8 protein-coding genes are annotated in these 13,952 nt (G+C 53.4%); all 8 read left to right on the forward strand.

The features are described 5' to 3' along the window. The first annotated feature begins 10 nt into the window (after positions 1-10). Positions 11-3,235 carry an efflux RND transporter permease subunit gene (locus B156_RS0112845; RefSeq protein ID WP_018620132.1) on the forward strand — a complete coding sequence of 1,075 codons (3,225 nt, stop codon included), beginning with the start codon at positions 11-13 and terminating at the stop codon, positions 3,233-3,235. After that, positions 3,204-4,664 carry a TolC family protein gene (locus B156_RS0112850; RefSeq protein ID WP_018620133.1) on the forward strand — a complete coding sequence of 487 codons (1,461 nt, stop codon included), beginning with the start codon at positions 3,204-3,206 and terminating at the stop codon, positions 4,662-4,664. The genes B156_RS0112845 and B156_RS0112850 overlap by 32 nt, the downstream gene beginning before the upstream one ends. Positions 4,665-4,794: 130 nt before the next feature. Beyond that, positions 4,795-6,126 carry a DUF2254 domain-containing protein gene (locus tag B156_RS0112855; protein ID WP_018620134.1) on the forward strand — a complete coding sequence of 444 codons (1,332 nt, stop codon included), beginning with the start codon at positions 4,795-4,797 and terminating at the stop codon, positions 6,124-6,126. 25 nt (positions 6,127-6,151) lie between these two features. After that, on the forward strand, positions 6,152-6,580 hold the full coding sequence (locus tag B156_RS0112860) for a DUF1622 domain-containing protein (protein WP_018620135.1): 429 nt from the start codon (positions 6,152-6,154) through the stop codon (positions 6,578-6,580). A 150-nt stretch (positions 6,581-6,730) separates the two neighbouring features. Beyond that, positions 6,731-7,129 carry a hypothetical protein gene (locus B156_RS0112865; RefSeq protein ID WP_018620136.1) on the forward strand — a complete coding sequence of 133 codons (399 nt, stop codon included), beginning with the start codon at positions 6,731-6,733 and terminating at the stop codon, positions 7,127-7,129. Between the two features lie 367 nt (positions 7,130-7,496). Beyond that, positions 7,497-9,965, forward strand: coding sequence for a TonB-dependent receptor (locus B156_RS0112870; RefSeq protein WP_018620137.1), 2,469 nt, complete (start codon positions 7,497-7,499; stop codon positions 9,963-9,965). A gap of 217 nt (positions 9,966-10,182) precedes the next feature. After that, complete coding sequence (locus tag B156_RS0112875) at positions 10,183-11,511, forward strand: rhamnogalacturonidase (protein WP_026260805.1); 1,329 nt, start codon at positions 10,183-10,185, stop codon at positions 11,509-11,511. Between the two features lie 181 nt (positions 11,512-11,692). Beyond that, the gene (locus B156_RS0112880; protein WP_018620139.1) at positions 11,693-13,924 is read left to right on the forward strand and encodes a B12-binding domain-containing radical SAM protein; all 2,232 of its coding nucleotides are present in this window, start codon (positions 11,693-11,695) and stop codon (positions 13,922-13,924) included. The last annotated feature ends 28 nt before the right edge of the window (positions 13,925-13,952 follow it).

Consider the following 13,952-nt stretch of genomic DNA (forward strand, 5'->3'; position numbering starts at 1 on the left):
AACCGCTATTATGTTTGAATTATTCATCAAAAGACCTTTACTCTCAGGGGTCATTTCGGTGCTGATTGTCCTGCTGGGGATACTGGCATTGTTCGGACTGCCCGTCACGCAGTTTCCCGATATTGTTCCCCCTTCGGTAACGGTCACGACCCGATACACCGGAGCCAGTGCCGACGTAAGCGTCAAGGCTGTTGTTACCCCGCTCGAACGGGCCATCAACGGTGTACCGGGCATGACGTACATGACCTCGGTGTCGGGCAACGATGGCACATCCATCATCACCGTGTTCTTTAACGTGGGTATCGATCCCGACCTGGCATCGGTAAACGTACAGAACCGGGTAACGACCGTACTCGACGAATTGCCCGAGGAGGTAATCAAGGCGGGGGTTGTTACTGAAAAAGAGGTGAACAGTATGCTGTTGTACCTCAACGTCGTGAGTAATGACCCGGCGGTTGATGAGAAATTCATTTACAACTTCGCCGACATTAACATTCTGGCGGAGCTCAAGCGGATTGATGGGGTGGGTTTTGCCGCTATCATGGGCAGCCGTGACTACTCCATGCGGGTATGGCTCAAGCCTGACCGAATGACGGTTTATGGAATATCGGCCGACGATGTGATTGCCGGTATTCGGAAGCAGAACGTGGAAGCTGCCCCTGGTAAAGCGGGTGAAAGTGCCGACCGCGACCCCCAGACTATCCAGTATGTGCTGCGCTATACGGGTAAGTTTTTTGAACCTGCCCAATACGAAAATCTGGTATTGCGCTCCAACGACGACGGCTCCCTGTTGCGGCTCAAAGACGTGGCCGACGTGGAGTTCGGCTCGGCAGACTACGGGGTACTGTCGAAGAACGACGGAAAGCCTTCGGCGGCCATTATGCTCAAGCAACGGCCCGGTTCCAATGCCAGCGAGGTAATTGCCAACGTAAAAAAGCGCATGGCGGAGTTGAAAGAACGGTCGTTTCCGGCGGGTATGACCTATAACTACGCCTACGACGTGTCTCGCTTTCTGGACGCATCCATCGATAACGTGCTGCACACGCTGTTTGAAGCCTTTATTCTGGTGTTCATCATAGTATTCCTGTTTTTGCAGGACTGGCGGGCTACGCTCATCTGCGCTCTGGCTGTGCCGGTGGCCCTGGTGGGTACGTTTGCCTTTATGAGTGCCATTGGTTTCTCCATCAACTTGCTTACACTATTTGCGCTGGTACTGGCCATCGGTATCGTGGTTGATAACGCCATTGTAGTGGTGGAGGCTGTCCACGCCAAAATGGAAGAGGACCACCTTTCGCCACGAGTCGCCACGTTTTCGGCAATGGGTGATATTGCCGGTGCCATTGTGGCTATTACGCTGGTGATGTCGGCCGTATTCGTACCGGTGGCGTTCATGAGTGGGCCAGTGGGTATTTTCTACCGGCAGTTTTCGCTGACGCTGGCTATTTCCATCGTTATTTCGGGCGTCAACGCCCTGACACTGACGCCCGCGCTGTGCGCCATTATGCTGAGGCCCCACAATCCCAACGGACAAAAGGGCTTACTGGGACGCTTCTTTGCCCGGTTTAACCACGGATACGATAAACTGGCCAACAAGTACAGCGGTCTGTTGCGCCCGTTGCTGAGCCGAAGCGTCCTCACCTGGGGGGTGCTGCTTGCTTTTATAGTTGGTACCTGGGGCGTTAGTGCTATTCTGCCCGGGGGCTTCATTCCAACCGAAGATCAGGGCATGATTTATGCCAACGTCACTACGCCCGCCGGAGCAACCGTATCCCGGACGGAGAAAGTACTGGATGAAATTCAGGCATTGGCCAGTAAGGAAGATGCCGTTGAAAACGTGTCCACCCTGGCTGGGTACAGCCTGATGACCGACGGGGCAGGGGCTTCGTACGGGATGGGTATGATTAACCTCAAACCCTGGGACCAGCGCACCGAGTCGATGCAGGACATGATTGCCAAGCTCGAAGAGAAAGCCAAAACCATTTCGGATGCCAGCATTCAGTTTTTTCCGCCCCCTACCGTGCCGGGATTTGGTAACGCCAGTGGTTTTGAGGTGCGGCTGCTCGACGTGGGCCGCAGTGGCGATCTGCAAAAGATGACCAATGTAAACAAAGCATTTATTGAGGCTCTTGATAAGCGACCCGAGATTCGGAACGCCTTTACGAGTTTCGATCCCAACTTCCCGCAGTACATGATTCACATCGATCATGAAAAGGCCGCTCAAAAAGGCGTTTCTACCGATAATGCCATGAGCACTCTGCAAACCCTGATGGGCAGTTACTACGCATCGAACTTTATTCGGTTTGGCCAAATGTACAAGGTGTACGTGCAGGCCGACCCCAGCTACCGCACCAAACCCGAAGATGTGCTGACGATGCGTGTGAAAAACGACCAGGGCGAAATGGTGCCGTACTCCAACTTTATACGGCTTGAACGGGTTTATGGGCCGGAGCAGCTTACCCGCTACAATATGTACACCTCGGCCATGATTAATGGCGAACCTGCACCGGGCTACAGCAGTGGCGATGCCATCAGGGCCATTCAGGAAGTAGCCAAGAAAACGCTCCCCAAAGGGTTTAGTTATGAGTGGTCGGGCATGACCCGTGAAGAGATTCTGTCGGGTGATCAGGCGCTGTATATTTTTGCCATCTGTCTCCTGTTCGTTTACCTGCTGCTGGTAGCGCAGTATGAGAGCATGCTGTTGCCACTACCGGTTATCCTGTCATTGCCTACGGGTATCTTCGGATCGTTCCTGCTGCTGCAGGTGCTGGGATTGCAGAATAACATTTACGCGCAGGTAGCCCTGGTTATGCTCATTGGTCTGCTGGGGAAAAACGCTATCCTGATTGTGGAGTTTGCCAATCAGCGACAAAAGGAAGGCATACCCATTGTGAAGGCTGCCATTGAAGGGGCCGTATCCCGACTGCGTCCTATATTAATGACTTCGTTCGCCTTCATTGCCGGACTTGTTCCGCTGATGGTGGCAACCGGGGCTGGGGCCGTGGGTAACCGCTCTATCGGTACGGCGGCAGCCGGGGGAATGCTCACGGGAACCCTGTTTGGGCTGTTCGTGATTCCGGGTCTGTACGTCATTTTCGCCAGCCTGGCCGAGCGGGGAAAGCCCGGTAAATCAGCCCATAAGGACGGGCATCTCAGTCCTCTCAACGAAAACGAGTCTGTTTTAGAAATTAGCCAATCCCACCCTAATGGTGCAGTCATTCAAGAACAAATTGATTAAAATACCGTATTATCTTCCCTACCTTCTGTTGTTTGCAATGGGTGGTTGTCAGATGAACTACCAGCCTCTGCAACAGCCATCTGCCCGGCCCACGCCCGTTGCCTTTATCGGTAGTGACGACTCGACCAGTATCGGTACCGAAAACTGGCATACCTTTTTCGATGACCCCTATCTGGTTCACCTCATCGATACGACGCTGGCTGGCAATATGGACTTACAAATAGCCACGCAGCGGATCGAGGTAGCACGGGCGTCTTACAACTATAGTCAGGGTTTCCTGATGCCGCAGGTCGATCTGGCCGCTTCGGCGGGGTTGGACCGCTACGGCAAAACCACCCTGAATGGAGTTGGCAACTTTGATACCAACCTGTCCAGCAATGTGCAGGGAAACCTGCTCATTCCCAACCCCACGCCCGATTTTTTTCTGGGTGCCCGCAGTACCTGGGAAATTGACCTGTGGGGCAAGCTGCGCAATCGCCGGAAAGCCGCTTACATTCGCTTCCTGGCTTCGCAGGAAGGCCGCAATCTGGTCATTACCTCATTGGTTGCCGAAGTTGCCCGGCATTACTACACCTTACTGTCTCTGGATGGTGAGCTGGAGATTATCCAGAAAAACATGGACCTTCAGCAAAACGCCGTCGAACTGGTAAAGGTACAGAAGCTGGCGGGGCGGGTAACGGAACTGGCCGTGCAGCAGTTTACCGCTCAGTTGCTCAACACCCAAAGTCGGCAACGCCGGATTCAGCAGCAAATCATCGAGACAGAAAATCAGTTGAATCGACTGATGGGGCGCTTCCCGCAACCCATAGAGCGGGGCAAATCGCTTCAGGAGTGGGAGTTGCCCGGTCAGGTGCTGGCGGGACTACCCACGCAGATGCTTACCCGCCGACCCGATATCCGGCAGGCCGAACTGGAATTACAGGCCGCTAATATCGACATCGACGTAGCCCGTGCGTCGTTCCTGCCGTCGCTGAATTTATCGGCCTACGTAGGCGTAAATTCCTATCGGCTCGAAACCCTGATCAACCCGGCATCCATTGCGGCCGGTCTGCTGGGTGGCCTCACTGCCCCCGTGTTCAACCGCCGTTTTCTGAAAGCCAACTACGGGCAGTCGGTTGCGCAGAGCCGGGAGTCTTTTTACCGCTATCGGCAAACCGTGCTGACGGGCTTCAGCGAGGTGGTTACCAATTTGCGGGGTGTTGAGAACTACCGGGCCGTAGCCGATTTGCAGGGGCAGGAGGTCGATGTATTACGTAAAGCTGTCGCTACGTCCAATGACCTGTTTGCGGGTGGGTATGCCTCTTACCTGGAAGTGATTACGGCGCAGCGCAGCGTGCTGGAAGCAGAGCTGGCCCTGATCAGTAGCAAGCAGGCTCAGTTCCTGGCCTTGACGGAACTGTATCGCTCGCTGGGTGGCGGCTGGCAGTAGGCGTCCTCTGCGCTCAATAAATAAGCGTATTCGGGTAATAGACCGATAAACGGGAAAGGTATGGTCGGTCGGTTTTTGTAACCATTTCTCACGGTACTGGTTAATCAGGATAGCTATACCCCTTTCCTCGATGAATACCCGATTTCGACACTATTGGCAGCAACTACAGGAATCCCTCTGGTTTGTTCCGGGGCTAATGGTCATTACGGCCATAGGACTGGCCGGTGGATTGATCGAATTTGATGCCAACACTTCCTGGAACGGTACCAAGAGTTACCCACTGCTATTTGGTGTGGGAGCGGAGGGGTCGCGGGGTATGCTCACGGCCATTGCCGGTTCCATGCTTACCGTTGCCGCCCTGGCTTTTTCCCTGACGCTAACCACCATTACGCAGGTGAGCAGCCAGTACTCACCCCGGGTGTTGCGGAACTTTATGGCCGATCGGATCAATCAGGTCGTGATGGGCTATTTTGTAGGCGTTTTTACGTACTGCCTGATCGTACTGGGTACCATTCGGGGGACCGATGAAAATAAGTTCGTACCGGGTACCGCCGTGCTGGTAGGGCTCATTCTGGCCTTGGGCGGGGTGGCGGCCCTCATTTTGTTTATCCACCACATCGCCGAATCGCTACAGACGGGTACCATTGTCCGGCACATCCACCAGGAAACGGTCGATGCCATTGAGAGCCTTTACCCCGATAAGTTTGGTGACCCTATCGACGATCCGGAAGAAACCAAAATTGCGCTGGAGTATAGCAATGACGACACGGGCTGGCATCCGGTTGTATCCAGCCATACGGGTTATCTACAGCGAATTAACACGGTTGGGTTACTCCGGTGGGCTACCAAGCATAAGGTAGTGTTGCGGATCGACCGGGACATGGGCGCCTTTGTGGGTGAGAACTCGGTTATTTTCAGCGTGCGTAGTGGCCTGGAACGGCCAGACCCGGATGAAGCCGACTGGCCTGATGATTTAATCAAATATGTTAGCATTGGCCGGAACCGGAGTATCAGTCAGGATGTGTCCTTCGGTATTCAGCAGTTGGTCGATATCGCGCTAAAAGCCCTGTCGCCCGGTATCAACGACACCACAACGGCCGTTATGGCAGTCGATTACCTGGGGGCTATCGTGGCGCAACTGGCCCACCGCGAGTTTCCTGCCCCATTCCGTTCCGACGGTAAACACTTGAGAATAGTGGTGTTATCGGCTGATTTTGAAAACTATATCCGGCTGGCTTTCGATCTGGTCCGGATTAATGCCAAAGGGAATCATGCTGTTCTCCGGCGCTTGATTCGGGCACTGGTTCTGATAAGCGACTGTGCAGTGGATGAGGAACGGAAAGCCACTATCCGTGAGCAGGCGTTGCTAACGGTAGCCCATGCCGAAGAAACGCTGGCTACCGATTACGAAAAAAAGGAGGTACGGTCACTGTATGATGCGATGAAAGAAAAATGGACCTGACCCGTAAGGGAGGTGCAAGTAAGGAATGGACGAGTTGATAAAAAACGTTACGCTATCGTTGGCCCGCTGGATTGAAGCCGGAGCCGCAATTGTTATCGCGCTGGCCTCACTGCGAGCCTTATGGAATTTTACAGCTGCCCTCCTTGCCATTCGGCAGGACCTTCGTATTGCCGAAGGAGGAAGGGGTCTGATGGTGCCTAAAGAGGAAATTCGGCTAACGCTGGGCCGGTCACTGGCGCTGGCGCTGGAACTTGAATTAGGTGCCGATATTCTGAAAACGGCCGTAGCACCAAACTGGAACGACGTTGGTTTACTGGCCGCTATTGCCGTGCTTCGAACGGCCCTTAACTATTTTCTCGAACGGGAATTGCGCAATGCCGAGCAGCGGGACAGTAGCCGAACTACCGCTGGCAAACAGGAGGTTAACCGCACAACGCCCGCAACGGAACAATAGAAATCAGGAAGAGGCAAACGGATGTAAACCCGACTGGAATATGCTCAGCGTTGATCTTTCGTTTATTTTCTCCAGATACTAATTGGAATACGTCCTGGTAAAACTCTCCGTCAGTTTAACGGTTAATACAGTAACAAACAGTCTAATCCTATGAAAACAAGTAAATCAATCGCTATTATCTGCCTGTTCGTCTTCACGCTGAGCGCCTGTACCACAGGTATGAACTTTCTTACTTCGTCTATTGTGCCGGCTGCTACCGGCGCGGTACAAACAAAGAAGGATAAGAATGATAACTACACACTCTCCATAGATGTCAGAAATCTGGCAGAACCAAAGAATCTTACCCCTGCCAAAGAAGCTTACATTGTCTGGATGGAAGATGGCCGAAATGCCGTAAAAAAGTTGGGTCAGCTAAGCCCCTCGTCAAAATCACTCAAGGCTAGTCTGAACGCTACTTCCGTAACTGAACCTACGCGGGTGTTTATTACCGCCGAAGATGGTATCGACCGCCAAAACCCGGAGGGGCAAATTATTCTGACTACTAAGTAAAAGGAGTGTTTGTGGCTGAAGGCTTATCAGCCGACGCTGCACTACTACCTGAATAGCCAAAGTAAATTCTTCTAAAGCACTGCTTTTCAACGGAGAATTTATCTTTGGCTATTTTTTGTATATAGAAAACTATTTTTAGATTTGTCTAAACTTTTATTTTTGTATCCTGTTGTAATGGGACACAGTACAAGGACAAATCATGTAGGGAGTGATTAGGGACTTGATTGTCCAACACGACCCTGAATGACCCAGTATCCATAAGCTAAGGTTTACTCAAACTCGGATTTCGTGTGTTTCAGTTGAAAAAACGAAAACAGCGCGCAAAGCCGGATGGGGTACAAAAGCAGTTTATATTATCGCAGAATTTATGAAAATGTTTACCGCTTTACTGGCTGTTTTGTTGGCTACTGTATCCGTTAGTTACGCCCAAACCAACAGGATATCGGGTGTTATCCGCTCGGACGGTAAACCGGTGGCATTCGCGTCGGTGGTGCTGGATAAAACGGCTTTCGGCATCCAGGCCGACAGTACCGGGCGTTTTTCACTGACGAATTTGCCCGAAGGGCGCTATGTATTACAGGCATCGGCCATTGGTTTTCAACCCTATACCCGGACGATTAACCTTCGTTCCGACAATTCCCTGGACCTTACTATTGACCTGCCATCCGTGAATACAACGCTAGGCGAAGTGGTGGTAACGGGCGTTTCGAGGGCTACTGAACTGCGTAAAAGCCCGGTGGCCATTGCGGTAATGAACCGGAAGGAAATGAACTACAATGTCAACAACAACATCGTTGATGCGGTGCTGAAAGGCGTTCCCGGTATGAGTGCGGTAACGACTGGTCCTAATGTATCGAAACCGTTTATACGGGGGCTGGGTTACAACCGCGTGCTGACCATGTACAACGGCGTTCGGCAGGAGGGGCAGCAGTGGGGCGATGAACACGGTATCGAAGTCGATCAATACGGTATAGAGCGAGCCGAAGTGGTGAAAGGACCGGCCAGTCTTATTTACGGTTCCGATGCCGTGGCCGGGGTCATTAATTTTATTCCGTACGTTCCCAAAGGACCGGAAGGCAAACTCAAAGGAGATCTGATCAGCGAGTATCATACTAACAACGGTATGATTGGCCTGTCGGCCGGGGCTGCTTACAACAGGAATGGCTGGAAGGGTTCGTTCCGCGTATCCCGGAAAATGGCTACCGCTTACAAAAACAGCGTTGATGGGCGGGTGTATGGCACGGCGTTTAATGAACTGAATTTGTCGGCCATGACGGGTGTGGAAAAAAAATGGGGGTCTACGTATCTCTACGCCACGCTGTACAACAATTTGCAGGAAATTCCGGACGGTAGCCGGGATTCGCTAACCCGCAGGTTTACGCGGCAGGTGCTCGAAAATAAGGACGATGATATCAAACGACGGCCGATTGTACCCGTCAGCGATTTACGGACGTATCGCATTAGTCCGTTGTACCAGCACATTCAGCATTACCGGTTATTTACCCGGAATCATGTTATCATGGGCAAGAGTGATCTGACGGCTACTATTGGGTTTCAGCAAAGCGTTCGGCGGGAGTATAACCACCCCACGGTTCCCAGCCAGCCCGGCCTCTACGTGCAGCTCAATACCTACAACTACGACCTGAAATACAACTTCCCAACCTGGAACGGGCTGGAAGCAACCCTGGGGCTGAACGGCATGTATCAGACCAACAAGAATGTGCAGGGCACTGATTTCCCTATTCCTGATTATCAACTGCTGGACATCGGTTCATTTCTGTTCGTTAAAAAATCGCTCGGTAAGCTCGATATCAGTGGGGGTATTCGGTACGATTCCCGCCGGTATAACTGGGCCGATCAGTACGTGCAGCGCAGACCGGAGCAACGGTTCGATGAACTCGTTAACCAACCGACCGATACCTCGGCAACGCTCCAGTTTCCGGCCTACCAACGCTCCTTTACCGGCATTTCTGGTAGCCTGGGAGCCACTTATAACGTCTCTGACCGACTGCTGATAAAGGCGAACCTGTCTCGCGGGTATCGTGCGCCCAATAGCACCGAAGTTGGCTCGAACGGCCTTGACCCCGGTGCCCACATTGTGTACCAGGGTAATCGGGACTTCAACCCGGAGTTTAGTCTGCAAACGGATATTGCCTTCATGGCTTATCTGAAGGAAGTAGATCTCAGCATGGAGCTATTCAATAACACCATCGACAACTACATCTACCAGGCCCGGTTATATGACAACAATAATCAGCCGGTGGTGATTGTGCCGGGTAACTTCACCTACAAATACCAGCAGTCGAAAGCGCAGTTGTACGGGGCTGAGTTCAGCATCAATCTACACCCCCAAAAGGTAAAGTGGCTGGCGGTCAATAATAGTCTGGCGCTTATTCGGGGACTGAATCGAAATGACAAACTGATTGCGCTGGAAGGCGATGCTGCCCGCTACCTCCCCTTCATCCCGCCCCTGCACGGTCGCTCCGAAATTCGGGCTTCCTTCAGCGAACCCGTTGGCCGATTATCGGGCATTTACGTCCGTGCCGACGTTGATTACTACGGTGCCCAGAACAAATTTTACGGGGTTGATAATACCGAAACGGCCACGCCCGGCTACGCCCTATTTGGTGTTGGCTGTGGGGCAACGGTGAACAACCAGAAAGAAAAACCCCTGTTTCAACTGTTTTTTCAGGTCGATAACCTCTTCGACACGGCTTACCAGTCTAACCTGAACCGGCTCAAGTATTTTGAGTACTACACGGCTTCGCCCACGGGTCGCTTTGGTATCTATAACCAGGGCCGCAACGCCAGCATGAAGGTCATTATCCCGTTCTGATGGGGTTGATTTACGCTCATGAAACTAATATGTGATGTGGATTTTCGAATGAACCGTGTCACCAACAGGAGTACAAAACCGGCCCAACTGACTTACTCCTTTAAGCTGAATGCAACGGGAATTCCCGGCGTCAGGGGCTATCTGTACGGTGCGGAATCCTGACATCGGCCAACGTCTCCCGGGCGACAGGCAGTCTTATAAGCAGAACGCAGTCGAAATGAAGGCAATAGTAGTAGTACTGATTTATATGGTGGCACTGAGTACACAACTTAGTGCGCAGAACGGGTCGAAAGTCCTGTTTCCCGATGGAAGCCCGATTAGTAGCTGGTTCACGAAAAACCAGAAAGTAAGCCTTGCCCAACTGGGGAAATCGTATGTTATCACGGACTTTGGCGTAAAAGCAGACAGTACCCTCGTTCAGACCGACGCGATACAAAAAGTCATTGATTCGGCAGCCCGGAAAGGCGGGGGCGTCGTCGTAATTCCGAAAGGTACGTTTATGAGCGGGGCGTTATTTTTTAAGCCCAAAACGCACTTACACGTAGCCGAGGGGGCCGTGCTGAAAGGTTCCGACAATATTGCCGATTACCCGAAACTACCCTCCCGCATGGAAGGGCAAAGTCTGGATTACTTTGCGGCTCTGGTCAACGCCTATGAGGTCAATGGTTTCACGATTTCGGGAAAAGGGACGGTCAATGGTAACGGGCTACGCTTCTGGGAGGCATTCTGGGCTCGCCGGAAAGAAAATCCCAACTGCACAAATCTGGAGGTTTCCCGTCCCCGGCTGGTTTTTATCTGGAAAAGCAACGATGTGCAGGTTCAGGATGTGAAACTGATTAATTCTGGTTTCTGGACCAGTCACTACTACCAGTGCCAAAACGTGAAAGTACTGGATGTATACATTTATTCGCCTTACCAGCCCGTAAAAGCACCCAGTACGGATGCCATTGACATTGATGCCTGTACAAACGTACTGGTTAAAGGATGCTACATGTCGGTGAATGACGACGCAATAGCCCTCAAAGGGGGCAAGGGCCCCTGGGCCGACCGGGTGCCCAATAATGGAGCTAATACCAACATCATTATTGAAGACTGTGAATTTGGCTTTTGTCACTCGGCGCTTACCTGCGGCAGCGAAGCGATTCATAACCGGAACATTGTCATGCGTAACTGTCACGTCAGCGAGGCCAGCCGGGTATTGTGGCTAAAGATGCGGCCCGACACCCCGCAGCTGTACGAATACATTACGGTCGAGAACATTACTGGTCAGGCGCATAGCCTGCTTTACGTGAAACCCTGGACGCAGTTCTTCGATTTGCAGGGGCGCCCGGATGTACCCCTTTCCTACTGCGACCATGTGCGTCTGAAAAACATCAGGCTTACCTGTGATACCTTCTTCGATGTGGCCATATCGGAACACGACCGGCTGTCTAATTTCACGTTTGAAAACTTCATGGTCGACAGTAAAAACGCGGCCATCGACAAAAAAATAATCAACGGGTTTACCCTCAAAAATGTGACCGTCAATCAAAAAGTCGTGGAATAACGAGTCGATAGGAGTCAGCCTCATGCCAGAGATGCGGGCTGGTTTCAGGCGTATTATCCTGCCGGGCCATAGCCGCAGATGCTGGCCTGATTCGCTGTTCATGCTGGCAGAGATGCGTATCCCGGAATGATATCCCGGCTGTATTCGTTGGGGAACTAACAATAATACCCCGGACTACCGTATGACCACTCGCGTGCTGCTGTTGACGCCCCCGTTTACCCAACTCAACACTCCCTACCCGGCTACTGCCTATCTGAAAGGCTACCTGAATACCCTCGCCCTGGCTGATGGGGGTTCCATCGTGGCGCATCAGGCGGATTTGGGTATCGAAACAATCCTGCGTCTCTTCTCCCGGCAAGGGCTAACGGCGTTGTTTACGGCGGCTGCTGCGGTGTACAATCTGAGTGACAACAGCCAGCGGATGCTCCGCTTACGGGCCGACTATGCAGCGACAATTGACCCAGCTATCCGGTTTTTGCAGCACCGGAATCCGACCCTCGCCCACGCTATCGCCGACCGGAGTTACCTGCCCGAAGCCGCGCGCTTTGCCGAAGTCGACGAGCTGGACTGGGCTTTTGGTACGATGGGGCTGCACGACAAAGCCCGGCATCTGGCGACCCTCTATCTGGAAGATATCGGTGATCTACTGGCCGAAGCCATTGACCCGCACTTTGGTTTCAGCCGGTACGCCGAACGGCTGGGCCGCACCGCCACTCACTTCGATGACTTGCAGGCTGCTCTGACCGCGCCTGATACGCTGGTTGGGCAAACATTACTGCAACTGCTGGACGAGAAGATGGGGCAGTATCAGCCAACCGTGGTTTGTTTGACCGTGCCTTTTCCGGGGAATCTTTTTGGCGCGTTGTTGTGCGGGCGTCACCTGAAACAGCAGTATCCGGGTGTTCGGGTAGTGATGGGCGGGGGCTATGCCAACACGGAACTCCGGAGTCTGCGGGAACCGCGCCTGTTCGATTACGTGGATTTCGTGAGTCTGGACGATGGCGAAGCGCCCCTGCGTTCCTTGCTCGAACACCTGCGCGGCCAGCGGGAAGCCGCCCGCCTGAAACGAACATTTATGCGGGTAGATGGGCAGGTAGTGTATCAGAATGGGGCCACCGACCGGGATGTGGCCCAACGCGATACGGGTACCCCCGATTATGCCGATTTACCACTGAACGATTATTTGTCGGTGATTGAGGTGACCAACCCCATGCACCGGCTCTGGAGCGATGGCCGCTGGAATAAGCTGACCCTGGCCCACGGCTGCTACTGGGGCAAATGCTCGTTCTGCGACATCTCCCTCGACTATATTGCCCGCTACGAACCCCTCACCGCCGGACTGCTCTGCGACCGTATTGAAACCATTATGGCCCAAACCGGGCAGAATGGTTTTCACTTTGTGGATGAAGCCGCTCCGCCCGCGCTCATGCGGGACCTGGCGCTGGAAATTCTGCGCCGGGGGCTAACGGTGGTCTGGTGGACTAACATCCGCTTCGAAAAAGCCTTTACGGCCGATCTGTGCCAGCTGCTCAAACTGGCGGGTTGCATTGCCGTGTCGGGTGGGCTGGAAGTGGCATCGGACCGATTGCTGGAGCGGATGAAGAAAGGGGTAACGGTGGCGCAGGTAGCCCGCGTGGCCGGTCACTTCACCACCGCCGGTATCATGGTGCATGCCTACCTGATGTATGGTTTTCCGACCCAGACCACGCAGGAAACCATCGACTCGCTGGAAATGGTGCGGCAATTGTTTGCCATCGGCGCGGTTCAGTCCGGCTTCTGGCACCGGTTTGCCATGACGGCCCACAGCCCGGTGGGCCTGCACCCGGCTGGTTTCGACGTGCAGCGCATTGGCCCCGCCGACGGTCCCTTTGCCGATAATGACCTCGACCACGCCGATCCGCTGGGAGCTGACCACGACCGGTTTGCCGAGGGACTGCGCAAGTCGCTGTTCAATTACATGCACGACGTTGCGCTGGACCTTCCATTATCCAACTGGTTTGCCTTCCAAGTACCGCCAACCACCGTGCCGCCCGATTACATTGAAGCGGCCATTGCTGATACTACGGAAGATGCTGTGCGCAATCATGCACTGGTGGTCTGGCCGGGTCACGCGCCCACGCTGGCAGAGATGCAGCCGCGTTGGGAACGGCGGGTAGCGCAGCGGGTAAGGTCGGTGCCCCAGGCAGAACTGACCTTCGCCCGTCGGCAGGATGAGCTGGTACTTGACCTGCCCCTCACAACGGCGCAATGGCTCATGCAGCACTGGTCCCGACTAAGCCTGAATGCGGCTGAGCCGCTAACGATTCAACAGACAGGTGTCCTGTTCGAGCAGGCTGGTCAGGGTAGTTTCGCTGCCTTCCAGCAAACCGATGGCTGGGCCGACTGGCGGGCAGCCGGGTTATTGGTTTTATAATCAGCTACCGGTTTACATTCAACCGTAA

It is taken from the genome of Spirosoma luteum DSM 19990, from assembly GCF_000374065.1.
GTDB lineage: Bacteria > Bacteroidota > Bacteroidia > Cytophagales > Spirosomataceae > Spirosoma > Spirosoma luteum.